This is a genomic window from Sediminicola sp. 1XM1-17 (assembly GCF_037203765.1).
GTDB lineage: Bacteria > Bacteroidota > Bacteroidia > Flavobacteriales > Flavobacteriaceae > Sediminicola.
The window spans coordinates 69,842-93,264 of sequence record NZ_JBBCAS010000001.1 but is presented as its reverse complement, the minus strand read 5'-3'; the positions used below and the strand labels follow the sequence as shown (position 1 = coordinate 93,264).

The following is a 23,423-nucleotide window of genomic DNA, read 5'->3' as shown; positions in this document are numbered from 1 at the left end:
GAATACACGGTTGTTTAATTTGGTTAGCTGCTCCAAAAATAGAACCCTTATCTTAAATATATGTAAGATAAGGGTTCCGAGTCCTTATGGTAATAATGGTCCTTTTTCTTGTAGGGATTAGTACCTGTAATATTCCGGCTTAAAAGGTCCCTCAACGGTAACACCGATATATTTTGCTTGATCTGGACGAAGGGTTTCCAATTCGGCACCTAGGCGTGCCAAGTGCAATTTGGCAACTTTTTCATCCAAATGCTTAGGAAGCATATAGACGTCGTTTTCATATTTATCCTTGTGTTTCCAAAGCTCAATTTGGGCCAAGGTTTGGTTTGTGAAAGAATTACTCATCACAAAGCTGGGATGGCCAGTGGCACATCCAAGATTTACCAAGCGTCCTTCCGCCAAAAGAATGATATCTTTTCCGTCAATGGTATACTTGTCTACCTGAGGTTTGATCTGGTCTTTGGTGTAACCGTAATTTTTGTTCAACCACGCCATATCGATTTCGTTGTCAAAATGGCCAATGTTACAAACGATGACCTTATCCTTCATAGCCTTGAAATGCTGTGATTGGATGATATCCTTATTTCCGGTGGTTGTGATCACGATATCCGCATTCCCAACTACGGTTTCCATTTTCTTGACTTCAAATCCGTCCATAGCAGCTTGTAGGGCGCAGATAGGATCAATTTCGGTAACCGTAACGATAGAGCCAGCACCCTTAAAAGAAGCTGCTGTTCCCTTACCTACATCACCATAACCTGCTACTACTACTCTTTTCCCGGCCAACATGGTGTCCGTGGCCCTTCTAATGGCATCTACGGCACTCTCCCTACATCCGTATTTGTTGTCAAATTTCGACTTGGTAACGGAGTCGTTTACATTGATCGCAGGCATGGGCAAGGTTCCGTTTTTCACCCTTTCGTAAAGTCGATGTACTCCAGTGGTGGTCTCCTCAGAAAGTCCGTTGATTCCGGCTGCCAATTCAGGATATCTGTCAAGCACCATATTGGTAAGGTCACCTCCATCGTCCAAAATCATGTTCAAGGGCTTGCGGTCTTCACCGAAGAACAAGGTCTGCTCAATACACCAATCAAACTCCTCCTCGTTCATTCCTTTCCAAGCATAAACAGGAATTCCCGCAGCAGCAATTGCGGCTGCAGCCTGATCTTGTGTGGAAAAGATGTTACATGAGCTCCAGGTCACTTCAGCACCTAGGGCAACCAGCGTTTCAATAAGGACTGCCGTTTGGATGGTCATATGCAAACATCCTGCAATACGGGCGCCCTTTAGTGGTTGTTCGTCCTTGTATTCCTCCCTTAAGGCCATAAGCCCTGGCATTTCTGCTTCTGCCAATAAAATTTCTTTCCTTCCCCAATCAGCTAGGGACATATCTTTTACCTTATTAGGTACATAAGGAACGGTCTTGGTACTCATGCGATTTCTTTTTTTTGTTATACTTTTATAAAACAAGGATGTTAAGAGGTTGGATGGTCAATTAATGCCCCATCTGCTCCAATCTTTATCATTTTATTTTTACTTTCGTTATATAGCGTTTTTTAGCGCTATATTCTGAGTGCAAAGGTACTAATTACTTAAATAAACCAATGGCTATTTACAAAACTATAACAGTAAGGCCTGGTGTTGTGGTCCACATCTGGAAAATAGAAGAGACAGAGGAAGAGCTTTCCAGGGATATAGTCCTGACCCCACATTGCCAGAACAGGCTGAACGGTATGAAATCTGAGCTTCACAGGAGGGGGTTTTTGAGCATACGCCACTTGTTGGCCGTTGTAGGATATACAGACCATGATCTTTATTACGACGAAGCTGGAAAACCGCATTTGAAGGATGGCAGGCATATTTCCATTACCCATTCCCACGAATTCACCGGTATTATTGTAGGTGATTTTGATGAGGTGGGTATAGATATTGAAATGCAGCGAGATAAGATTTTACGGATCGCGAACAAATTTACCCCTTTGGAAGAATACCGCACCTTGGCCAATACGGATGCTGTTATACGTAAGCTCACCATCGTATGGGGAGCAAAAGAATCTCTCTATAAAATTTATGCCCAGCACGGGCTTAGCTTTTTGCATCATGTGGACGTCAAGGACTTTTCTTTTTCGGATTCCAAAACAACGGCAGAAATACTTTACCATGGGGATCAGTCCTTCTACGATATAAACTTTCTGGAATTTGAGGATTATACCTGCGTTTATGCTGTAAAACAGGTCTAATGACCCCGAAGTAAACCATAGCATTACTACAATTTCATATAAAACCATTTACCATTTATGAACATTTCCGTTGAGCTTACCCTTTCACCACTACAGGATACCTATGAGGGGATTATCATCAATTTTATCAAAAAATTAAGGGCATCGGGCCTTACTATTTTGGAGAACCCTTTAAGTACCCAGGTGTACGGGGACTACGACCAAGTGATGCAGGTATTGCAGGTAGAGATCAAAGAAGCCTTCGAATTGATGGACAAGGGTTTGTTGTACATGAAAATTGTGAAATCGGACAGAAGCGAATATGAGCCCCATTTTTGAGTGGATTTTTGCCCAATATGAAGGAACCGCTACCCATTTGATCATTTTGGAGATGGTCGGGGTATTCTTTGGCTTTCTCAGTGTTTGGTATTCTATGCGGGAGAACATTTTGGTATTCCCTACAGGCATCATCAGCACAGGGATATTCGTATATATATTATTGGTATTTGGACTATTGGGCGATATGCTCATCAATGCCTATTACTTTGCCATGAGTATTTACGGTTGGTATGTTTGGACCAGAAAGGTAGATGCCACACATTATATTCCAATAACCAAGGCTTCTGCCCTGGAACATAAATGGTCCGCACTTTTATTTGGGGCGACTGTGTTATTTGTGCTTGCCGTTTATGTGTTGTTTGACAAGATAGACCATTGGACCGCTTATGTAGATTCTTTTACTACGGCCATTTTTTTTGTCGGTATGTGGCTCATGGCCAGAAAAAAACTTGAAAACTGGATTTATTGGGTTATTGGTGATCTCATTTCAGTCCCTTTATATCTATATAAAGGACTTATCTTTACCTCTTTTCAGTATTTTTTATTCACCATTATAGCCATTTTTGGGTATCTCGCATGGAAGAAAAGTTTAAACAAGAGCCCTCAGACGTTGTTAAAATAGTATTGTTCGGCCCGGAATCTACAGGGAAAACAACCCTTTCGGAGCAGTTGGCAAGACACTATAATTCCGTTTGGGTTCCCGAGTATGCCAGGGAATATCTACAGGATAAATGGAACAATGAGCGAAAGACCTGTGAGCCAAAAGATTTACTGCCCATTGCTGAAGGGCAAATGCGCTTGGAGAATGCGTTGGCGAAAAAGGCAAACGATATATTGATCTGTGATACCGATCTTCTCGAGACCAAGGTATATTCTGAGGCGTATTATTTAGGATATTGTGACCCTACATTGGAGAAGTACGCTTTGGAAAACACTTATGACCTTTATCTATTGACCTATATTGATACACCATGGGAAAAAGACGACCTAAGGGACAAGCCCGATGAAAGGGAACGAATGTTTTTATATTTCAAGGATACATTGGAAGAATATGGTCGAAATTTCGTTATTTTAAAGGGGGATAAAAAAACCCGCTTATCAAAGGCCGTAGAACATATTGATAAATTATTAAAAAAATGACAGCATTTTCAGTAAAGGATCAGCAGCAGCTAGTAGAAAAGGGAATCAAGGAAGGGAAAGTATTGGAGCAAATTGAGACCTTTAAGGAGGGTATTCCTTTTGTCCATTTGGAAAAGGCAGCTATTATTTCTGACGGAATTTTAAAATTCAACCCTACCGAGGAAAAGGAGTTGGTTGCGATTTTTGAAAAACTGAAGGCCAAAAAGTCACTTTTGAAATTTGTTCCCGCATCGGGGGCCGCCTCTAGAATGTTCAAGGCTCTGTTTAACTTTTTGGAATCCTATGATCCCTCAAAGGAAACTTTGAACGCTTATATGGATAGAACAAATGATAAGGATATCAAAGCGCTTGTTGAAGGCATGGAAAATTTTCCTTTTTATGATAAAATAAAAAATAGGATAGGGGACAATGCCACCTCCAAAGATGAGGAAGTTTTCCTTTTTGTCCAGGAAATGTTGGGCGAAGATAAATTGAACTACGGTTTTTATCCCAAAGGTCTTTTGCCTTTCCATAAATACGGGCAACATGGGGCCACACCTTTTGAAGAGCATCTCAAGGAGGGTTCCCTTTATGCCAAGGTCGATGGCGCCGCAAAATTGCACTTTACCATCTCAGAACAGCACGATACTATGTTCAGAGAAGAATTTAAAGGGATAAACGATAGGGTTTCCAAGGCTACAGCTACAGATTTCCATGTGAGTTACTCCTACCAAAAGCCCGCTACGGACACCATTGCGGTAACCATGGATAATGAGCTTTTCCGGAATCCCGATGGTTCTCTGCTCTTCCGTCCAGGAGGACATGGGGCATTGATTGAAAATCTAAATGAGCAGGACGCCGATATTATTTTTATCAAAAACATAGATAACGTTGTTGTAGATGGGGTCGTGGACCAGGTTGCAACAAGCAAAAAGGTGTTGGCAGGGCTGCTTTTGAAATTACAGGAAAAGACTTTTGCCTATGCCGCTATGTTGGAAAAGGATGAGGAGACCAGTGAGGAGGTCATGGAGATAAAATCCTTTGTAGAAGATCATTTAAATGTGCGGTTTGTTTCGAACTTTGACAGCTTTACCATTGCACAGCAATTGGAAATTTTAAAGGACAAGATCAATAGGCCCATCCGCATTTGTGGAATGGTAAAAAATGAAGGAGAACCTGGTGGGGGACCATTTTGGGTAAAGGATAAAACCGGTCATATTTCCCTGCAGATCATTGAAAGCGCCCAAGTAGACATGTCCAACGAGCAACAGGTCGATATTTTTAAAAATTCCACACACTTTAACCCAGTGGATTTGGTATGCGGGGTGAAGAACTATAAAGGAGAAAAATTCAATCTACTTAATTTTGTGGACCATAAGCAAGGCTTTATCACGGAAAAGACGAAAGATGGTAAGGATCTAAAGGCTTTGGAGCTTCCCGGTTTATGGAACGGAGCCATGTCTTTTTGGAATACCATTTTTGTTGAGGTGCCCTTGGTCACTTTTAATCCCGTAAAAACGGTCAACGATCTTTTGAAGACCACACATCAAGTGAAAGAAAATTAGATTACATATCTCCTATAGACGTATTGGAATAAAAAAGTGTGTAAATAGTACACACTTTTTTAGTTTTATATACACTTTTACACACACGCCTTATCGAAGTCGACGTCGTATAAATCACTGAAATAGAACAATATACAGGTGTTTTTAATGACCTTTTTATTTTGGCACTATTTTTCCTTTACCCTTAAGTAATATTGAAAATTAGTATTCACGTTAAAATAAGAAATATGAAAAATATAGTTTTTGCCACAGCAATAGCACTAGGTAGTTTGTCAACCATATCTGCCCACCCTCCGATCTTCCATGATGGAATTATGGACGTGGTCTTTGCACAGGAGTTTACAGAAATAAGCGTAAAAGATGTACCCACGAAAGTAAAGGGTGCGTTGGAAAAGGAATATCAGGGTGCTGTAATTAAAAAAGCATATCTCAATGATGAATTGCAATACAAGTTGGAGGTAACCTTGGAAAATGGTTCTAAGACAATTCTTTATTATGATGAAAACGGGAATTGGATAGACCTATGAGAAAAATAGGAGTTAGTTAGTTAGTTAGTTTTTGGTTAGTTTAGGTTTAAAGGAGGCTGCAGCAATGTAGCCTCCTTTTTTTTGGATCAACACAAAAACTAGAACTGTGTAATTTATACACATTGGCGGACAGAATTACCCAATAGTATACATGTGGAATTCGGTCCATATATAAGAAAATATATTTAAGATACTCATTATGAAGGAATTGCATTCAAATGCTGTTGAATTGTAAAGTTCGGTATCATTCTTTCAATAGCTATAATAAGTTTAACCTTTAAAATATACATAAGATGAGAAAGTTATTTTTGGTAACAGCATTGACTATAGGAAGTTTATCCGCATTCGCACAGAATTCAACCACGGCCAACGCCGGTGTAACAGCTGAAATATCCATCCAAGATGGGTATACGGAAATTGAAAGCAGCGCATTGCCAGAGGCGGTAGCCACGGCAATTGCAACAGACTATCCAACGGCAACCGTAAGTAAGGCTTTTGTGAACAAGGATAAGCAGTATAAATTGGAAGTTGCATTGAGTGATGGAACCTCGGATACTTTGTATGCCGATGAGAACGGAAATTGGCTGGAAATGTAGAAAATCTTGAGTTGGTTTTTTTTAGTTTGGTTTGAAGGAGGCTGCAGCAATGCAGCCTCTTTTGCGGGATTAGGATAAGCTGTAATGACGATGCCCTAAATTGAGCAGAATTACGCACTATTATACATCTTGAATTTTATCAAATTATCGCAACAAAACATAAGACTCTCATAATGAAGACATTGAATTGAGATGCTGTTGGCTTTTGAAGTTCGGCATCATTTTTACAATGGATCTAAGATGATTAATAAAAAATAAGTAAATAATGAGAAAGCTATATTTATTATCAGCATTGACAATAGTTATTTTTTCAGCTTTTGAACCCAATAAGGAAACGGCAAATACAGACGCAGCATCAGAAGTATGCATGCAAGATGGGTATACAGAAATAGAAAACAGTGCATTGCCAGAAACCGTAGCAATGGCTCTTTCAACAGATTATCCCAAGGCAGTCATCAGTAAGGTCTATATGAACAAGGACAGGCAGTATAAATTGGAAGTGATATTGAAGGATGGTGTCTTGGATACATTGTATGCCGATGATGATGTTAAATGGTTGAAAATGTAGCATTGGAATTGGTTTTTAGTTTGGTTTTAGGGAGGCTGCAGCAATGCGGCCTCTTTTTTTAGGTTATTTTAAAATAAGGAGCTGTATAAAGGATACACTTTGTTGGGCAGAATTACGCATTATTATACACCTAGAATTTTATCAGATTGAACCTATAAAATTTAATAGGTTGAAGATCAGTAATTTGCAGCGAAATGTTTGGTGATGGTAAAGACCGGTATCATTTTTTCAATAGATATAATAAGTTTAACCTTTAAAATATAAATAAGATGAGAAAGTTATTTTTGGTAACAGCATTGACCATAGGAAGTTTATCCGCATTCGCACAAAATTCAACCACGGCCAACGTTGGTGTAACAGCGGATGTATCCATCCAAGATGGGTATACGGAAATTGAAAGCAGCGCATTGCCAGAAGCGGTAGCTACGGCACTTACAACAGATTATCCCACGGCCACTATCAGTAAGGCCTATGTAAACAAGGACAAGCAGTATAAATTGGAAGTGATGTTGAAAGATGGTGCAGTAGCGACCATTTATGCCGATGAAAATGGGAATTGGTTGGAGATGTAGAAAATATTGAGTTGGTTTTTTTTAGTTTGGTTTAAAGGAGGTTGCAGCAATGCAGCCTCTTTTTTTATTTGATTCCATGAGCTCAGGAATTGTTTCGTTACACATAGGTGCACAGAATTACACACCATTACACAAATTGAATTGGAGTTCCAGGGTGTTCAAAAAATATATAATATTGATAATCAAGCAATTGCAATGTATTGATTCGCAATTGTATAGTTCGGTATCATTTTTTCAATGGATATAATGAGTTTAACCATTAAAATATAAATAAGATGAGAAAGTTATTTTTAGTAACAGCATTGACCATAGGAAGTTTATCTGCATTCGCACAAAATTCGACAACGGCAAACGTTGGCGTAACTTCAGAAGTATCTATACAGGATGGCTACACGGAAATTGAAAGCAGCGCATTGCCAGAAGCGGTAGCTACGGCACTTTCAACAAATTATCCTACGGCGACCATCAGTAAGGCCTATGTAAACAAGGACAAGCAGTATAAATTGGAAGTAACATTGCAGGATGGTACGGAAGGTACCTTGTATGCCGATGAGAACGGTAAATGGTTGGAGTTGTAGTAAAAGGTTAAATAGTTTTTAGTTTGGTTGAAAAGGGAGCTGTATAAGTACGGCTCCCTTTCTTTTTGATAATAATTCAAGGGTCTTAAAGCAAAAATTATTACCCATTTCTTTGATGAGCTATTTTCGATTGGGTTAGTATTTTATGAAATAATTAAAATCGAAGTGGTTTGCAAATCTTAATTTTACGGGAATAATAATTTGAGTTAAAGCCATATGTCCAAAATATTGATCATCGAAGATGACGCTGCCTTTTGTCAGATGTTGCAAAAGTTTCTGACCAAGAAGGGCTATAATGTGGATACCAGTTTTTCCGCTGCGGATGCAAAGGTAAAAATTGGGATGTCGTCCTTTGATCTGGTCCTTACGGATTTGAGGTTGCCGGACTATGATGGAATTAATTTATTGGCAGACATTAAGGAGAAGCACGCCACTATTCCTGTGATTGTTATGACCGGTTATGCTGAGGTGGGTACAGCAGTAGATGCCATGAAAAAAGGTGCTTTTGATTATATTTCCAAGCCTTTCACTCCGGAGGAAATTGTGATGGTCATTGCTAATTCACTAAATGCGAAAAGTAACACTCCAACCGATACCCCCACCAAAAAAGAAAAGGAAATTGTACCATCCCATACAGCACCTATGGCGACGGATGGGGTGATCCGTGGCATGAGTGAAGCTTCACGCAAGTTGGAGGAATACATTCAGCTGGTTGCTCCCACGGATATGTCCATTCTAATTACCGGTGAAAGTGGCACTGGGAAGGAAGTTACGGCCAAGGCCATACATGACCAGAGTAAAAGAAAGGATTATAATTTTGCGGCGGTAGACTGTGGTGCCATTCCCAAGGAACTGGCTACAAGCGAGTTCTTTGGGCACGTTAAAGGAAGTTTTACAGGAGCCGTGGAAGACAAGGTGGGGCATTTTGAAGCGGCAAATGGAGGAACCTTATTCTTGGACGAAATAGGCAACCTGTCCTATGGAAATCAGATCCAGTTATTGAGGGCCCTTCAAGAGCGGAAGATCAAGCGCGTAGGAAGCACCAAGGAAATCAAGATTGATGTACGGATTCTTTCGGCAACCAATGAGGATTTATTGGAAGCTGTAGAAAAGGGAAATTTTAGGGAGGACCTCTATCACAGATTAAATGAGTTTACCATAGAAATTCCTTCTTTGGAGGATAGAATAGAAGATTTGTTCCTGTTCACAGATTTCTTTTTAAAGAAAGCGAATATAGCTCTGGGCAAAGATGTCCAAGGATTTTCCCAAGAGGTAAAAACGGCATTTCAGGCGTACCATTGGCCAGGAAACTTAAGGGAACTTCAGAATGTTATCAAACGGTCGGTGTTGCTCACTGTGGGCAACTATGTTGAGATCAGTGCTTTGCCAAAGGAAATAGTACAGCCCAAGGAGAAGCCCGAGGAAATAGAGAATTTCTCAAAAGAAAACTATGAGAAGGAACAAATATTAAAAGCGCTTAAACAAACCAATTTTAATAAGTCCAAGGCGGCTAAATTACTACAGGTTACCAGAAAGACACTTTACAACAAGATCAGTCATTATAAATTGGATCTTTAGCCATATAGGCCGTAATGGCAAGGAGCAGTACGGTAGTTTTGTTTTTGAGGTCTCGGTAGGATTTTTTTAGTTCCTGTGGATCCATTTCGTCTTGTTTGAGTACTTCCAGGCGTTCCAATATTGGGACAACATCGTTGGCCTTTAATTGTCGGAACATAGGTAACATTCTGTGGGAAGTGGCATTGATCCCCTTTTGGTCGCTACTATCTACAGCACCTTTAAGCTCTTGCAAATTTAAATTGACATCCGCGATGAACGTGTTCAATACCTCATGGAGGGCCGTCTTATTGTCCCCCAAAAATGAGTTTATGACCTCCAAACTAAAAATTGTTGAGGACGGTTGGATTGATTTCGACCGGCTTTCTTTCTTTTGTTCCTCAACTTTTTTGGGAAATAATTGGGCTAGCACTTTCAGGAAGGAGTCTTTCGCAAAGGGCTTCAAAAGGACAGCAGAAAATCCGGCCTCCAAATAGTCATTTTCCTCCAAATCTTTCCTGCCTGTCATAGCAATTATCGGTTGTTGCCGATAGTGGTCATAGTTACCTTCCCTTAATTTTTTCAACACTTCAAAGCCTGTTATATTTGGCATTTGTATGTCTGTCAACACCAGATCATAATGAAGGGAAGAATGCTTTCCAATAGCCTTGAAGTCAGAAAAAGTACGGGTAGAGATCTGTAGATTTCGACAGACTTCGGAAAGTAATTTTAACATGGCGGGATCATCATCGATGATCAAAATGCGCAATCCTTCCTGTGGCTTCAGTGTTGTGATGGCAGACTCCTTTAAGGGGGCATTGGAAATTTGCAACGGAAGTTCAATAATAAATTCGCTCCCCTTTATACCATCACTCTTTATACTGATTTTTCCATGGAGCAATTCCGTCAACTTTTTGGTAATGGTCAATCCCAATCCATACCCGCCGTATTTTTTATCGGTATGTACCTCGGCCTGGGTAAATTCATTGAAAATGTGCTCTTGCTTATCTTTTTTTACACCAATGCCAGAATCAATAATCTTGATATTCGTATAAAAAAAGCCATTGGCCTCCGTTACCACAGAAGCTTCAATTTTTACAAAACCCTGATCCGTGAACTTAAAGGCATTACTGATGAGGTTGGTCAGAATTTGACGTATCCGGAAAGGGTCGCTCATTATGGGTTTTTCCAATCGGGAATCAATACTCAATAAAAGTTCAATGGGCTTATGGGAGTTGAGTTCCTTTAGGTTCTCTGCCGTTTCTTTTATCAGTTCGGAGAGTATAAAGGCTTTGTTTTGTACCAGTATTTTCCCGGCTTCCAACTTGGAGAAATCCAAAAGGTCATTGACTAGGCTATCCACATAGGAAGAAGCGGATCTTATATTTTTAAGATAGGAGACCTGCTGCCTAGTCAGCCCCTCATTTTCCATTAATTCCGAATATCCGGTAATGGTGTTCAGTGGTGTCCTTAAATCATGGCTTACCGTTGAAATAAGCTGTTCCCGGCTTTTTAAGAGCGATTCCGAGTATTTCTTTTCTTTTTCCAATTTTTGCCTGAACAATTGTACCCTCCAATAATCTTTGGTAATTAAAAAGGTAAAGAGTCCAACAATGGCAAAACCCAATAAGGTTGCAAAACCTGCCAGCCGTATACTTTTGGTGAGGGCTGCCTGTTTTATGAGGTTCTCATTATAGGACTTGGTCAAGATCTCTTCCTCAAATGCGGCAATGATACCTCGTAATTGCTGTGAGATTTCCAGATCGTTCCTATTGAGTTCCTGTTCTTTTTGCGCAACCGTTCTCAGGTTATTGGTATTGTTCTGTTTGGCCTCATCCAGTAGGGTTCTGGAAGCTGTCAGAAGGGAATCCACTCTTTTGCCGTCGGGAATATTTGTAGAATCTTTGGGGACATTTTCGCTCAGGTAGTCCGCCCATTTTTTTAGAGCGATCTTGGCATTTTCGGGCAGGTCGGCATAATTTGGGTTTAGGCTCTCTGGGGTAATTCTCCCCATGGATTCCTCAATTTTATTAAATTCCTTAAGGGCATTATCGATAGTGCTATTGGCTTCATTTTTAATTTTTAGTTTGAGCAATGCCTTACTGTTGCCCACTTTTTTTTGAAGGAGGTACTGCACACTGTCCAACATCCCTTTTTGGTGTTCACTTTTGGTCAATCCTTTGATGGAATCAATGGCGCTGTAAATGGAATCAATCTTTTGGGTGTAGGCAGAAAAGGACCCCTGTGTTTTTTTTTGTAACGCTATTTTTGAAAGGCTTTCGGCTTCGTATAATTCGGTCAACAAGGAACCGGTCTTCACCAATTTGTCTTCGTTGTCATTGGAGGTCCGATAAGAAACAAAGGTTCTGATTTCTGAGAATATAAAAAAGGCAGAGACCAGTGCCAGAATGCCTAGAAACAGGTAGCTGAATATTATTTTGAGCCTAAACTTATTTTTGGATTTATTCATGAGCGATATTCTCCATACTTGTTATTGATACATACGTATGCGGCCCTATGGCAGGATTTTGAAACAAATCATTAAAATATGGTTTTTTATTATGAAATCTTAATGTCTGGATGTAAATTTGCACCGTCTCAAAGGGGTGCTTGTTTCGGCAGGCTGAGATTATACCCAAGGAACCTGGGCGGGTAATGCCGCCAAGGGATGCGAAAATCGCGATTTGGAATTTCCAACGTTTATTTTCGACTCAAATATGTGGTCGGAAAAAGCAAAAAATCATTTTTTAACAAGAATAACAGCCCCTTTTATTCGTAACTAATTTTACGAATGAAAACTTTATTCACAACAGTTGCTGTATGCGGTGCCGCATTAGCGGGCTTCGGCCAAGAACAACCCATCGATTCTTTGGAGGGTAAAAAAATCACTTTGGACGAGGTCTTTGTATCGGCCGTTAGGGTGACCAAAGAATCACCAGTTACCTTTTCCAATTTGTCCAAGGAACAGATCAAACCTAGAAATTTGGGACAGGACATACCCATCCTAATGAATTTTTTACCTTCTGTGGTGACCACAACCGATGCTGGTGCCGGCGTAGGGTATACGGGTATTCGAGTGCGTGGGAGTGACGCCACCAGGGTGAATGTGACCATCAATGGAATTCCTTATAACGACTCGGAATCCCATGGTACTTTTTGGGTGAATATGCCTGATTTTGCCTCTTCAACAGAAAGTTTGCAGTTGCAACGTGGGGTAGGTACCTCTACCAACGGGGCGGGAGCATTTGGTGCCAGTATAAACCTGTTGACCGATGCTGTATCCGAAGACGCTTATGCACAAATTTCTTCTTCCATAGGTAGTTTTGGAACCTTGCGCAACAACCTGAAATTCAGTACAGGTCTTATGAACGATCATGTGGAGGTCTCGGGACGCTTGTCCAGGATTAATTCCGATGGCTATATAGATAGGGCTTCCTCTGAATTGGAATCGTACTTTTTACAGGGTGCCTATAAAGATGACAATACTTTGGTAAAGGGCCTATTGTTCGGGGGTCATGAGATTACCTACCAATCTTGGTACGGGATAGATAAGGGTACCTTGGAAATGGACAGGACCTTCAATTTTGCTGGGATCTATACTGATGAAAATGGCAATACCCAATTCTATGACAACGAGGTGGATAACTACAAGCAGGATCATTTTCAATTGCTATGGAACGAACAGTTGTCCCAAAGATGGAGCACCAACTTGGCAGTTCACTACACCAAGGGTAGAGGATATTTTGAACAATTCAAAGAGGATGAGGATTTTGCCGACTATGGTTTTGAGCCGATAACAGTAAACGGGGAGTTGGTGGATACCACGGATCTCATACGAAGAAGATGGCTTGACAATGATTTTTACGGAACCACTTTTTCGGCAAACTACAACAATGAGAAGATCGACTTGATTCTTGGTGGAGGTTGGAACAACTATGAAGGCGATCATTTTGGGGAAATTATTTGGGCCCGTTTCACAGGTGATAGTGATTATAGGGACCGCTATTACGATGATACTTCCACGAAATCCGATTTTAACTTCTTCAGTAAAGTCAATTTTAGTTTGGACGACCAATGGAGTCTCTATGGGGACCTGCAATATAGAAGGGTTGCCTATACGGCAAATGGGGATGATACTGGCTTGGTAGACGATACCTTCAATTTTTTCAACCCTAAAGCAGGCGTTACTTTTGATCTGGATCCCAACAATAATTTTTACCTATCCTATGCTAGGGCCAACAGGGAGCCCAACAGGAATGATTATGAGAATATCAACCCCAGACCGGAAAAGCTCAATGATTTTGAGCTGGGATGGCGCTATGTTTCTCCAGCAGTACAGTGGAATACCAATGTTTATTATATGCATTATAAGGATCAATTGGTGTTGACAGGAGCATTGAATGATGTTGGTGCCCCCTTGCGTGCCAATGTTGATTACAGCTATAGAATGGGCTTGGAGATAGATGCCACAATATCCCTTGGGGACCAATTCAGGATTAGACCCAATGTGGCCCTGAGTTCCAATAGAAACAAGGATTTTGTGTTTGAAAAAAATGGGGTCTCACGGGAATTGGGAGATACCAATATTGCGTTTTCGCCCAACGTAATTGTTGGAAATGCAATAAGCTATTTGCCAAAAGAAAATCTGCAGTTTAGTATTCTAACCAAATATGTGGGCAAACAATACATGGGTAATATTGATTCTGAAAATTCTTTATTAAGTGCATATTCACAGACCGATCTTAACGTGCAATATGAAATACCGACAAATTCCTTTGTAAAAAGTATTGTGTTGTCCGGATTGGTAAACAATGTATTTGATAGGTTGTATGTGTCCAACGGTTATTTCTATACATATGATGATGACTCTGATCCAAATAACATTATTACTTACGAAGGGGCTGGTTACTATCCACAGGCAGGAATAAACTTTTTGGTGGGCGCAACCGTAAATTTTTAGCCAGTATTCCGTAAAGCATCAAATACATTTAACAGTTAGGGGCCACTTTGTCATTGTACATAGTGGCCTTATTGGTTTGATCCGTGTTTTCTGAGGTCTGTAGCGGTCATGTTGTCGATTAAACTCACAAAAAGATAATTTAAAGCGAATATTTTCTAAAAAATGATTAATTTGATCATTCATTAAATACCAATCAAACCTTTAATTTTTTAATTGACCTATAAAATGAAAACATTCGCTCTAATGATCACATGTCTATTTGTTTTTCAAATAGTACAGTCCCAAACTGAAGAAGAAGTTTATCAGGCTGCAGTGGATAGTTTGGAAAGTACCTTTCATTATGAATATGGAATGGTGAATCTGAAGGATGGGCTTGCCACCTTACAAGTGCCCAAGGGATATAAATACTTGGGACCGGAAGAAAGTAGCTACGTACTTACCGAATTATGGGGGAATCCTCCCAGTGAGGTCATAGGACTATTGTTTCCAGAGGAAATAAGTCCCATAAGTGATAATTTCACTTATGCCGTTGAAATCACATATTCAGAAGATGGTTATATAGAGGACGGGGACGCAGATGATTTAGATTATGATGATTTATTGGAAGAAATGCAAAATGACGCCAAGCAATCCAATAAGGAACGCAAGAAACTTGGATACGGATCAGTAGAGCTTATCGGATGGGCCTCTCCACCATTTTACGATACCATGAACAAAAAATTGCACTGGGCCAAAGAGCTAAAATTTGAAGGTGAAATGGTGAATACATTGAACTATAATATCAGAATATTGGGGAGAAGGGGATATTTAACCTTGAATGCCATAGGGCATATTGAGGTTTTACCGCTATTCAATAGGGATCGTGAACAAATTCTGGCAAGTGTAGACTTTAATGATGGAAATAGATACCAAGATTTTGATGCGGATTACGATGATGTTGCGGCCTATGGTCTTGGAGGCCTTATCGCTGGAAAAGTTCTTGCAAAAGTTGGTTTTTTTGCCTTACTCTTAAAATTTTGGAAATTTCTGGCTCTTGGGGCCGTTGGATTGTTCAGTGTCTTTAGGAAGAAGCTATTTGGTGACAAGAGGGGCCAAAATTAATGGGACCGTTTTTGCGGCATAAAGCATCATGGCCCATGTTTGTTTCATCCATGATTCAAAATAGTGAAAGGTTCATAGATCCAGCCCAAATAAAGAGGCTAGAGTTCTTGGAAGCTGGGTGATGTTACTCTAATTGAACACGGTGACTATGTTTCCGTTGAACGAGGTTCTATAAAAGAGTAGATCGTAATACCTGTTGCCATCCTCAGGCCTGTTCATCAATTGGCCTGTATATAAATTATATTCATATCCTTCACAGGAACAGGTTACGAGCTGGCCTCTTAGGGTCATTGTAGAGCATTCATTCGGCACATGGTTGGGACAACTCGCTTCCCAGGCCATAAATTGATCGAACCCCGTATTGATCACAAAAACGCCTCTTAGTCCTGCGGTTTTATTCTCTACGTATACGGCACTGCCCGTGTTTGTCAAAGGACTGTACAGCGGAAGATTTAAGTCCAGTTCAAACCTAAAACCAATATCCTGTAAAAAGGGGTTGCTGCTGGCCCTATCGGAACTGCAAGAGAGAAATAAACCAATAAAAACCAAGCAAAAAATACGTTTCATACCACGCTATGTATTTCCAATAACAACCGCAAAATTGAACAAAATTTATGTATATTTGTCTAAAATCCTCTATAAAAAAGAGGATTTTCCTATTTATAAAATGCTGAAATTAATTGAAATAGCAATTTGATGTTTTCTGGATGTAGGAATTGATGCGGAAGAAACATTGAAATTGTTTAGAATTTTAAAGGAAAGAATTTATGGGTAACATATCTTATTATACCGCAGAAGGCTTAAAGAAACTCAAAGACGAATTAAACCAACTTAAGGATGTGGAACGTCCTAAGTCGTCCCAGGCTATTGCTGAGGCCAGGGATAAGGGAGATCTTTCTGAAAATGCCGAATATGATGCGGCCAAGGAAGCGCAAGGTTTGTTGGAGCTGAAAATTGCCAAACTGGAAGAAATTGTTGCCAATGCGCGCCTTATTGATGAATCGCAATTGGACACCTCCAAGGTGCTTGTGCTCTCTACGGTAAAATTAAAGAACCAGGCCAATGGCATGGAAATGAAATATACCTTAGTGGCTGAAAGTGAGGCGAACCTAAAGGCAGGAAAAATATCTGTCAGCTCCCCTATTGGAAAGGGACTTTTGGGAAAAAAGGTGGGCGATGTTGCGGAAATAACCATTCCCAATGGAACCATCAAGTTTGAAATAATGGAAATTACGAGATCGTAAGAAAAAAATTAATAGTTATATTTAGTCCTGTCAAATATTTGATGGGACTTTTTTTTAAATACCGATTGAGACAATGGCAAGTATCTTCACAAAAATCATTCAAGGAGAAATACCGTGCTACAAAATAGCGGAAGACGATTATTTTATAGCTTTTCTCGATGTAAATCCGAACGCAAAAGGACATACCCTTTGTGTGCCCAAAAAGGAAGTCAACAAAATCATGGAGCTCGATGAGACAACCTATATGGGTCTAATGGGCTTTGCCAGAAAAGTGGGAAAGGCTATTGAGGCGTCCATGGACTGTAAGCGGGTGGGCATGACCGTAATTGGGCTCGAGGTGCCCCATGTTCATGTGCACCTGATCCCCTTAAATGACATGAAAGATGCTACCTTTCAACACAAGGTGACTTTGTCCAAGGAGGAATTTGAGGACATTGCGGCAAAAATAAGCAGCAAAATCAAATAAGCTTTTGTAGATAGAGATAAAAGCTACCGGCAACGAGAACTATCAAAATCAAGATCAGGATATAAAATAGCATGGTGAACTTAATGGTCGCCCTGTCTGGGGTCACCATTTTTCTGTAAAAATCAAATACGCGTTCTATGTCCTGTGTCCAGCTGACGGGATAGATAACAGAATGGCAAGTTTTGCATTTGATTTCATGGGTTACCTCACCGGAAGTTTGGTGGTATAGGCTATGGTACTTGTGTTTTTGGTAAAAGGTGAGCTGTAACTCTTGGTTGAAGCATTCCGGGCAATTGTTAGTCAGTTCAGCTTTCTTAATGATCTTCAATTCTTCTTTTGCCATAGTTATGCGTTTACTTTTAGGGAAATTTTCATAATGGTTCCCTCTTTGCTAGAGGACAACACTTTAATTTTTCCTTGATGGTATTCTTCCACAATTCTTTTCACCAAGGACAGGCCTAATCCCCATCCTCGTTTTTTTGAGGTCACCCCTGGATTAAAGATATTGTTGAAATTGCTCTTGGGGATTCCCTGACCGGAATCGGACACCAAAATTGTCACGAAATTTCCATTGGGGATAATTTCGATCGAAATACTGCCCTTCCCCCTCATCGCATCAATGCCGTTTTTAACAAGATTTTCAATGGTCCAGTGATAAAGCTCCCGGTTCAAAAGTACCGGCAAGGATGCTATCTTACTGTCAAAGGAAAACTGTATCAGTTTGGAACTGCGCAATTTTAGGTAATCAAAGGCATCCTTTGTTTCCTGTACAATATCGTATTCCTTTAGTTTGGGCAAGGAGCCAATTTTAGAAAATCGTTCCGTGATCGTTTGTAGCCTATTGATATCTTTTTCAATTTCATCCGTGATGGAGGTGCTGATGTTCTCAGCTTTCAAAAGCTCGTTCCACCCAAGGAGGGAGGTCAATGGCGTTCCTATTTGGTGAGCGGTCTCCTTCGCCATGCCTGCCCATAGCTTGTTCTGCTCGGAGGCTTTGTTGGTTTTAAAGAAAAAGAAAATGACGGCCCCAAACAGAAAAATGATGAGCAACAGGGCAATGGGGTAATATTTCAAACGGTTCAGTACCTCCGAATTTCCGTAGTACAAGGTAGCCAAATGCTCCCCCTTGTAGTCTATGGAAATAGGGGTGTTCTCTGCTTGGAACTGGACAATTTTTTTAGTGAGATAGGAGGTGTCCCTGGCCTCATCTTGTCCCATGTTGTTCACTTTGATCGAGTGGTCCTTGTTTACCAGGATCATGGGAGATGAAGTATTGTTCTGGAATATTTTAACATGCAGGTTTCCCAAATCCCGATCCTCGGAAGATTGCAGGAGCTCTGATTGGGCAGTGGCCCAGATCTCCATTTTTAATCGCTCCTCTTCCTTGAACTTCTTAAAAAAACTGTTGGTGTTCCAGAGAATTAAGCTTACGATAACAAAGGAAGCTATCAGCAACAAAATATTAGACGTTTTTTTGGGATTCAGGGTCATCCAAATGATAAATTAGTTTTAAAGATAACGCAATTTGGGAAAAGTTATTCTATTTCCTAAGGGGATGATTGTTTCATTTGTGCACACAATTTACTTACCTTTGCCACACTATGAAAAAATTGCTTTCCATTAATCCATCAGAGATACCTACGGCCAAATTGCACGGCTATCTATTGGGTGCCGTTGGTCCCAGACCTATAGCATTTGCAAGTACTATGGACGAAAATGGAAGGCCCAACCTATCACCTTTCAGTTTTTTCAATGTCTTTAGTGCCAATCCTCCCATTATGATTTTTTCACCAGCTAGGAGGGTTAGGGACAATACTACCAAGCATACCTTGGAAAACGTTCTCAAGACCAAGGAGGTCGTAATCAATATTGTCAACTACGACATGGTGCAACAAATGTCCCTTTCCAGTACGGAATATAGTGAGGGGGAGAACGAGTTCATCAAGGCTGGTCTGACCATGTTGCCTTCCGATAAGGTAAAGCCTTTTAGGGTGGCAGAATCTCCAGTGCAATTTGAATGCAAGGTTGTAAAAGTAGAGGCTTTGGGGAAAGAAGGGGGAGCAGGGAACCTTATTTTTTCAGAGGTGGTCAAGATCCATGTGGATGAGTCCATCTTGGATAGCTCTGGTGCCATAGATCAACATAAAATTGACCAAGTGGCGCGTATGGGCGGCAATTGGTATTCCAGGGCCAATGCCGGTATGTTTGAAGTGCCTAAACCCTTATCTACCTTGGGCATGGGAATAGATAATATTCCAGAGGAAATAAGGCACAGCACAATATTGACAGGAAATGATCTGGGAATGTTGGGCAATGTGGAGCACGTGCCAAGTCCGGAAGAGGTAAAGGAGTTTGTAGCGGCCAACGTAGCGATCAGGTCCATATTGAGTGGTGACAACCAAGAAAAATTACATAAAAAAGCACAGGAATTTTTACATAATAACGACGTGCATTCCGCATGGAAAGTATTGTTAGCAAATAAATAGACAATGGAAATACAAGGAAAAATCAAAATGGTCGACGAGACCAAAACTTTTGGAAACAACGGTTTCAGAAAAAGAGAAATGGTAATAACCACTGAGGAACAATATCCACAACATATCATGGTTGAATTTGTACAGGATAAGTGCGATCTTCTGAACAATTACAGTGCTGGGCAAGACGTAAAGGTAAGTATTAACCTAAGGGGTCGTGAGTGGGTCAATCCACAGGGTGAAACCAAATATTTTAACTCTATCCAAGGATGGAGAATAGAAGCCTTGCAATCAGAACAAGGTGGTGCCGGAATGCCTCCTGTTCCCCCAATGGATGCCTTTGAACCAGCTGACAATCTAAATGAAGAAGATCACGACGATCTGCCTTTCTAAAAATTATACCCTGTTTGAACAGGCATTAAGAGTTGCGACCTGTCCTTTTGTAAAATTGGGTAGGTCGTTCTATTTTCATTAGTTTTAAACAAAAGATAGGATCGTGGAAAAGGATAGCGGTAAACACCCATTGTTCTTTGTAACGGAGAGATTGGAGTTTCCTCCCGTGGAATATACCAATGAGGAAGGTTTGTTGGCTGTGGGGGGAGACCTGTCGCCAGAACGACTCCTATTGGCCTATCAGAGCGGTATATTTCCTTGGTTCAATGAGGATTCGTTGATCCTTTGGTGGAGCCCTGATCCTAGAATGGTCCTTTTCCCGAACAAAATTAAGATTTCAAAAAGCATGCGGAAAGTCCTGGACAGTGGTCAATTTAGGCTTACCAAAAATACCCGGTTCGATGACGTGATCGATCTATGTGCCCAAAGCCCGAGAAAAGATCAGCACGGGACATGGATTACCCAATCCATGAAAAAAGCCTACAAGCGACTACATGAAATAGGAATGGCCAAGTCCTATGAAGTTTGGGAGGGAAGCGAACTGGTTGGCGGACTTTATGGAATAGATCTCGGTCATGTTTTTTGCGGGGAAAGCATGTTCAGTAAGGTAAGTAACGCTTCTAAATTTGCGTTTATAAAATTGGCCCAGGACCTGGAGAAGAAGAATTACAAATTAATAGATTGCCAGGTGTATACACCCCACTTGGAAAGTCTCGGGGCAGAAGAAATGCCGAGGGAAAACTTTATAAAAATTTTAAATGAGAAAAATTAAAGTCGGCCTAAGAAATAGGTTTTCTTTCATAGGGGCTTAATCCCTGTTCCTATCCTCCCATCCATCTTGAATTTTGAAAGTGTAGGCAATTTCACATTCCAACAAGGTGGGATTTTGTGAATACGGATTGATTTCTTTTAGTATAGGCGGTGCCAGGCGATCCAATTTGAAATGATTTCACCTAGGACGTGTCATTTGACTTATAAAAGAATCAGGTAGTTGAATAAACCATTTTTAATAAAGGATATGGTCATAATTAGGCGGCAGGGACTTTTTTAAAGAGATCAAATTACCCTCCGCGTCCACAAGTATCTCATAAGCCTGACACTTGCCTTCAATGCTACCTTTGGCCAATACCCTATAGGTCAAATCTGGTAGAATAAGATTCTGGAATGCATTTTTCAAGGTAACCTTCTCGGACTGCTCCTTGGTTGCCTTATATTGCTGGTATACTTTTTTTATTTTATGTTTTGAAAAATACCCGTTCATAAACTGCATAATGTTATCCCATGAATCTTTGGGAATATCTATTGCCTTTACGGTGATGGCCACATGTTGAAATTTTCCATCTTCTGAAAACTGTATGCCGTAATGCAACCGATCTTTTTTAAACTTGGAAATATAATGAACGGTACTGGTATCGATCTCCCGATAATAACGGATTTTCTTGACTGGGGCTATTTTGGATTCCATAAAATGGATTGCACTTGCAGGAACTTGTGATTTTTTTATTCGGTGCTCACGTTCCAATTTGTCTTGGGCCATTGCCATGCTGCTCATAATTAGCATAACTGTTAAAGCTACAGATCTAAACCTCATGATATCTAAAACAATTTATCTCGTGATCGTTCACCATTCCGGTAGCCTGCATGTGGGCGTAAACCACCGTGCTTCCCACAAACTTAAATCCGCGTTTTTTTAAATCCTTACTGATGGTGTCGGAGAGCTCGGTATTGGCAGGAATATCTTTTGGTGATTCAACTGCATTTTTAATGGGTTTCCCTTCCACAAATTTCCAAATGTACGCGCTGAAACTTCCAAATTCCTGTTGGATTTTAATAAATGCCTGTGCATTGGTCACAGTGGCGTTTAACTTCAACTTATTTCTGACAATTCCTGAATTGTCAAGTAGGGAAGCAATTTTTTCCTGATCGTAGCGAGCGATCTTTTTGTAATTGAACCCATCAAGGGCATCCCGAAAATTTTCACGCTTCCTCAAAATGGTGATCCAGCTTAGCCCGGCCTGAAAGGTTTCTAAAATCAAAAACTCAAAAAGGGAATCGTCATCCTTTAATGGCACCCCCCATTCCTCATCGTGATAAGCCTCGTACAGGGGATCGCCAAGGCACCAGGCGCATCTGTGTCTGTTCATTGTTGTCGCATTTATGGACGATTAAAGATATGGGATTAATTTAGAATGTTTGAATAATAAAGAGATAAATGGGCATGCCCAAGGTGATGTTGAAAGGGAAGGTTATAGCAAGTGCCATAGGAATATAAAGACTTGGATTTGCTCTTGGCGCCACCAGTTTCATGGCTGCGGGCACGGCAATGTAGGATGCACTCGCTGCAAGCAGGGCGAATAAGAACCTGTTGCCAATACTTTCTGTAATCATGCCGCTTGCTACAGCAGCCAGGCCCCCATTTAATAGTGGTATAAAGATAGCAAACAAGAGGGCAAACCATCCCTTATTGATAAAATCGGATAACCTTTTACCACTGGTAATACCCATATCCAAAAGAAAGACGGCCAAGAACCCTTTAAAGATGTCGGTGGTAAAGGGCTCGATGCCCCTGGCCTGTTCATCGCTGGCCAGAAAGCCTATCACAAGGCTCCCGATGATCAACAGAACGCTGCCATTGGTGAAGGAATGGTGTAAGATAGTACCTAGTTTGGTTTTTTGTTGTTCCCCGTTCCTGTAAAGTGACATAAGGAGTACCGCAACTATGATGGAAGGTGCTTCCATCAGGGCCATGACTGCCACCATATGACCATCAAAGTCGATCTGGGCTATTTCCAGATAGGACACCGCGGTAACAAAGGTCACTGCGCTGACAGAGCCGTAAGCGGCCGCAATGGCCCCGGCATTTTCCGCATTGAACTTTCGCTTCAATATAAAAAAGGTGTAGACGGGAACTAGTATTGCCATGGATATGCCAAATAAAAGCGACCACAAAATTTCCATGTCCAAATTACTGTGGGACAGTTCAAGGCCTCCTTTGAAGCCAATGGAAAATATGAGGTAAAGGGATATAAATTTGGAGGAACTTGGTGGAATTTCAAGATCGCTTTTTAATTGTACCGCCATAATACCGAGAAAGAAAAATAAAAGGGCGGGATTGGTCAGGTTGTCGATCAGTAAATGTAAATCCATA

26 protein-coding genes are annotated in these 23,423 nt (G+C 40.6%); 18 read left to right on the top strand and 8 right to left on the bottom strand.

Features of this window, described 5'->3' with window-relative positions:
• Positions 1-117: 117 nt before the first annotated feature.
• Positions 118-1,434, bottom strand: coding sequence for an adenosylhomocysteinase (gene ahcY / locus WAA86_RS00450; protein ID WP_337298997.1), 1,317 nt, complete (start codon positions 1,432-1,434; stop codon positions 118-120).
• A 170-nt stretch (positions 1,435-1,604) separates the two neighbouring features.
• On the opposite strand from ahcY, the gene WAA86_RS00445 reads away from it, so the two are divergent.
• From WAA86_RS00445 to WAA86_RS00395, 11 genes are all read left to right on the top strand, one after another.
• Positions 1,605-2,240: a 4'-phosphopantetheinyl transferase family protein gene (locus tag WAA86_RS00445; RefSeq protein WP_337298996.1), complete on the top strand. Its 636-nt coding sequence runs from the start codon at positions 1,605-1,607 to the stop codon at positions 2,238-2,240.
• A gap of 57 nt (positions 2,241-2,297) precedes the next feature.
• Positions 2,298-2,558 (top strand): thiamine-binding protein, encoded by a 261-nt coding sequence (locus WAA86_RS00440; RefSeq protein ID WP_337298995.1) that lies wholly within the window; start codon positions 2,298-2,300, stop codon positions 2,556-2,558.
• Entirely contained in the window at positions 2,542-3,180 is a 639-nt protein-coding gene (gene pnuC / locus WAA86_RS00435; protein WP_337298994.1) for a nicotinamide riboside transporter PnuC, read from the top strand. Before WAA86_RS00440 ends, pnuC begins: the two co-directional genes overlap by 17 nt.
• Entirely contained in the window at positions 3,135-3,698 is a 564-nt protein-coding gene (locus WAA86_RS00430; protein WP_337298993.1) for an ATP-binding protein, read from the top strand. The genes pnuC and WAA86_RS00430 overlap by 46 nt, the downstream gene beginning before the upstream one ends.
• A complete protein-coding gene (locus tag WAA86_RS00425; protein ID WP_337298992.1) occupies positions 3,695-5,242 on the top strand; it encodes a DUF4301 family protein in 1,548 nt (515 codons plus the stop codon). The genes WAA86_RS00430 and WAA86_RS00425 overlap by 4 nt, the downstream gene beginning before the upstream one ends.
• Positions 5,243-5,469: 227 nt before the next feature.
• A complete protein-coding gene (locus tag WAA86_RS00420) occupies positions 5,470-5,769 on the top strand; it encodes a hypothetical protein (RefSeq protein ID WP_337298991.1) in 300 nt (99 codons plus the stop codon).
• A 293-nt stretch (positions 5,770-6,062) separates the two neighbouring features.
• Positions 6,063-6,365 (top strand): hypothetical protein, encoded by a 303-nt coding sequence (locus WAA86_RS00415; RefSeq protein ID WP_337298990.1) that lies wholly within the window; start codon positions 6,063-6,065, stop codon positions 6,363-6,365.
• A gap of 265 nt (positions 6,366-6,630) precedes the next feature.
• On the top strand, positions 6,631-6,933 hold the full coding sequence (locus tag WAA86_RS00410; RefSeq protein WP_337298989.1) for a hypothetical protein: 303 nt from the start codon (positions 6,631-6,633) through the stop codon (positions 6,931-6,933).
• Between the two features lie 269 nt (positions 6,934-7,202).
• The gene (locus WAA86_RS00405; protein ID WP_337298988.1) at positions 7,203-7,505 is read left to right on the top strand and encodes a hypothetical protein; all 303 of its coding nucleotides are present in this window, start codon (positions 7,203-7,205) and stop codon (positions 7,503-7,505) included.
• A gap of 275 nt (positions 7,506-7,780) precedes the next feature.
• A complete protein-coding gene (locus WAA86_RS00400) occupies positions 7,781-8,083 on the top strand; it encodes a hypothetical protein (protein ID WP_337298987.1) in 303 nt (100 codons plus the stop codon).
• A 216-nt stretch (positions 8,084-8,299) separates the two neighbouring features.
• Positions 8,300-9,661: a sigma-54-dependent transcriptional regulator gene (locus WAA86_RS00395; protein WP_337298986.1), complete on the top strand. Its 1,362-nt coding sequence runs from the start codon at positions 8,300-8,302 to the stop codon at positions 9,659-9,661.
• Here WAA86_RS00395 and WAA86_RS00390 read toward each other — a convergent pair.
• Positions 9,636-12,107, bottom strand: a complete 2,472-nt coding sequence (locus WAA86_RS00390; RefSeq protein ID WP_337298985.1) for an ATP-binding protein — start codon at positions 12,105-12,107, stop codon at positions 9,636-9,638. The two genes, WAA86_RS00395 and WAA86_RS00390, sit on opposite strands and share 26 nt — an antisense overlap.
• Before the next feature lie 321 nt (positions 12,108-12,428).
• Between WAA86_RS00390 and WAA86_RS00385 the strand changes: the two genes are divergently transcribed.
• Positions 12,429-14,597 carry a TonB-dependent receptor gene (locus WAA86_RS00385; protein ID WP_337298984.1) on the top strand — a complete coding sequence of 723 codons (2,169 nt, stop codon included), beginning with the start codon at positions 12,429-12,431 and terminating at the stop codon, positions 14,595-14,597.
• Between the two features lie 225 nt (positions 14,598-14,822).
• Positions 14,823-15,698 (top strand): DUF2167 domain-containing protein, encoded by an 876-nt coding sequence (locus WAA86_RS00380; RefSeq protein WP_337298983.1) that lies wholly within the window; start codon positions 14,823-14,825, stop codon positions 15,696-15,698.
• A gap of 129 nt (positions 15,699-15,827) precedes the next feature.
• Here the strand turns inward: WAA86_RS00380 and WAA86_RS00375 are convergent, their stop codons facing one another.
• Positions 15,828-16,265 (bottom strand): Rieske (2Fe-2S) protein, encoded by a 438-nt coding sequence (locus tag WAA86_RS00375; RefSeq protein ID WP_337298982.1) that lies wholly within the window; start codon positions 16,263-16,265, stop codon positions 15,828-15,830.
• Positions 16,266-16,465: 200 nt separating this feature from the next.
• On the opposite strand from WAA86_RS00375, the gene greA reads away from it, so the two are divergent.
• Both greA and WAA86_RS00365 read left to right on the top strand, forming a co-directional pair.
• Positions 16,466-16,942, top strand: a complete 477-nt coding sequence (gene greA, locus WAA86_RS00370; RefSeq protein ID WP_337298981.1) for a transcription elongation factor GreA — start codon at positions 16,466-16,468, stop codon at positions 16,940-16,942.
• A 73-nt stretch (positions 16,943-17,015) separates the two neighbouring features.
• Positions 17,016-17,408, top strand: a complete 393-nt coding sequence (locus tag WAA86_RS00365) for an HIT family protein (RefSeq protein WP_337298980.1) — start codon at positions 17,016-17,018, stop codon at positions 17,406-17,408.
• On the opposite strand, the gene WAA86_RS00360 is transcribed toward WAA86_RS00365, so the two are convergent.
• Positions 17,401-17,751: a hypothetical protein gene (locus WAA86_RS00360; RefSeq protein WP_337298979.1), complete on the bottom strand. Its 351-nt coding sequence runs from the start codon at positions 17,749-17,751 to the stop codon at positions 17,401-17,403. The two genes, WAA86_RS00365 and WAA86_RS00360, sit on opposite strands and share 8 nt — an antisense overlap.
• Positions 17,752-17,753: 2 nt before the next feature.
• Entirely contained in the window at positions 17,754-18,899 is a 1,146-nt protein-coding gene (locus WAA86_RS00355) for a sensor histidine kinase (protein ID WP_337298978.1), read from the bottom strand.
• Positions 18,900-19,018: 119 nt separating this feature from the next.
• Between WAA86_RS00355 and WAA86_RS00350 the strand changes: the two genes are divergently transcribed.
• The 3 genes from WAA86_RS00350 (at position 19,019) to aat (ending at position 21,047) form a co-directional block, all read left to right on the top strand.
• On the top strand, positions 19,019-19,894 hold the full coding sequence (locus tag WAA86_RS00350; RefSeq protein WP_337299483.1) for a flavin reductase family protein: 876 nt from the start codon (positions 19,019-19,021) through the stop codon (positions 19,892-19,894).
• Between the two features lie 3 nt (positions 19,895-19,897).
• The gene (locus tag WAA86_RS00345; protein ID WP_337298977.1) at positions 19,898-20,275 is read left to right on the top strand and encodes a DUF3127 domain-containing protein; all 378 of its coding nucleotides are present in this window, start codon (positions 19,898-19,900) and stop codon (positions 20,273-20,275) included.
• Positions 20,276-20,378: 103 nt separating this feature from the next.
• The gene (aat, locus tag WAA86_RS00340; protein WP_337298976.1) at positions 20,379-21,047 is read left to right on the top strand and encodes a leucyl/phenylalanyl-tRNA--protein transferase; all 669 of its coding nucleotides are present in this window, start codon (positions 20,379-20,381) and stop codon (positions 21,045-21,047) included.
• Positions 21,048-21,281: 234 nt separating this feature from the next.
• On the opposite strand, the gene WAA86_RS00335 is transcribed toward aat, so the two are convergent.
• From WAA86_RS00335 to WAA86_RS00325, 3 genes are read right to left on the bottom strand one after another with little or no spacing between them, the layout of a single operon-like run.
• On the bottom strand, positions 21,282-21,827 hold the full coding sequence (locus WAA86_RS00335) for a hypothetical protein (RefSeq protein WP_337298975.1): 546 nt from the start codon (positions 21,825-21,827) through the stop codon (positions 21,282-21,284).
• Positions 21,828-21,855: 28 nt separating this feature from the next.
• Positions 21,856-22,419 carry a DNA-3-methyladenine glycosylase I gene (locus WAA86_RS00330; protein WP_337298974.1) on the bottom strand — a complete coding sequence of 188 codons (564 nt, stop codon included), beginning with the start codon at positions 22,417-22,419 and terminating at the stop codon, positions 21,856-21,858.
• A 40-nt stretch (positions 22,420-22,459) separates the two neighbouring features.
• A complete protein-coding gene (locus tag WAA86_RS00325; protein WP_337298973.1) occupies positions 22,460-23,422 on the bottom strand; it encodes a sodium-dependent bicarbonate transport family permease in 963 nt (320 codons plus the stop codon).
• Between the last annotated feature and the right edge of the window lies 1 nt (position 23,423).

Coding starts and splice junctions, on each gene's coding strand:
- WAA86_RS00335 (WP_337298975.1), bottom strand. CDS start 21,827: ATGAGCAGCATGGCAATGGCCCAAGACAAATTGGAACGTGAGCACCGA.
- WAA86_RS00390 (WP_337298985.1), bottom strand. CDS start 12,107: ATGAATAAATCCAAAAATAAGTTTAGGCTCAAAATAATATTCAGCTAC.
- WAA86_RS00400 (WP_337298987.1), top strand. CDS start 7,781: ATGAGAAAGTTATTTTTAGTAACAGCATTGACCATAGGAAGTTTATCT.
- WAA86_RS00355 (WP_337298978.1), bottom strand. CDS start 18,899: ATGACCCTGAATCCCAAAAAAACGTCTAATATTTTGTTGCTGATAGCT.
- pnuC (WP_337298994.1), top strand. CDS start 2,542: ATGAGCCCCATTTTTGAGTGGATTTTTGCCCAATATGAAGGAACCGCT.
- WAA86_RS00405 (WP_337298988.1), top strand. CDS start 7,203: ATGAGAAAGTTATTTTTGGTAACAGCATTGACCATAGGAAGTTTATCC.
- WAA86_RS00360 (WP_337298979.1), bottom strand. CDS start 17,751: ATGGCAAAAGAAGAATTGAAGATCATTAAGAAAGCTGAACTGACTAAC.
- WAA86_RS00375 (WP_337298982.1), bottom strand. CDS start 16,265: ATGAAACGTATTTTTTGCTTGGTTTTTATTGGTTTATTTCTCTCTTGC.
- WAA86_RS00385 (WP_337298984.1), top strand. CDS start 12,429: ATGAAAACTTTATTCACAACAGTTGCTGTATGCGGTGCCGCATTAGCG.
- greA (WP_337298981.1), top strand. CDS start 16,466: ATGGGTAACATATCTTATTATACCGCAGAAGGCTTAAAGAAACTCAAA.
- WAA86_RS00410 (WP_337298989.1), top strand. CDS start 6,631: ATGAGAAAGCTATATTTATTATCAGCATTGACAATAGTTATTTTTTCA.
- WAA86_RS00345 (WP_337298977.1), top strand. CDS start 19,898: ATGGAAATACAAGGAAAAATCAAAATGGTCGACGAGACCAAAACTTTT.
- WAA86_RS00365 (WP_337298980.1), top strand. CDS start 17,016: ATGGCAAGTATCTTCACAAAAATCATTCAAGGAGAAATACCGTGCTAC.
- WAA86_RS00430 (WP_337298993.1), top strand. CDS start 3,135: ATGGAAGAAAAGTTTAAACAAGAGCCCTCAGACGTTGTTAAAATAGTA.
- WAA86_RS00395 (WP_337298986.1), top strand. CDS start 8,300: ATGTCCAAAATATTGATCATCGAAGATGACGCTGCCTTTTGTCAGATG.
- WAA86_RS00415 (WP_337298990.1), top strand. CDS start 6,063: ATGAGAAAGTTATTTTTGGTAACAGCATTGACTATAGGAAGTTTATCC.
- WAA86_RS00440 (WP_337298995.1), top strand. CDS start 2,298: ATGAACATTTCCGTTGAGCTTACCCTTTCACCACTACAGGATACCTAT.
- WAA86_RS00420 (WP_337298991.1), top strand. CDS start 5,470: ATGAAAAATATAGTTTTTGCCACAGCAATAGCACTAGGTAGTTTGTCA.
- WAA86_RS00325 (WP_337298973.1), bottom strand. CDS start 23,422: ATGGATTTACATTTACTGATCGACAACCTGACCAATCCCGCCCTTTTA.
- WAA86_RS00445 (WP_337298996.1), top strand. CDS start 1,605: ATGGCTATTTACAAAACTATAACAGTAAGGCCTGGTGTTGTGGTCCAC.
- ahcY (WP_337298997.1), bottom strand. CDS start 1,434: ATGAGTACCAAGACCGTTCCTTATGTACCTAATAAGGTAAAAGATATG.
- WAA86_RS00380 (WP_337298983.1), top strand. CDS start 14,823: ATGAAAACATTCGCTCTAATGATCACATGTCTATTTGTTTTTCAAATA.
- WAA86_RS00330 (WP_337298974.1), bottom strand. CDS start 22,419: ATGAACAGACACAGATGCGCCTGGTGCCTTGGCGATCCCCTGTACGAG.
- WAA86_RS00425 (WP_337298992.1), top strand. CDS start 3,695: ATGACAGCATTTTCAGTAAAGGATCAGCAGCAGCTAGTAGAAAAGGGA.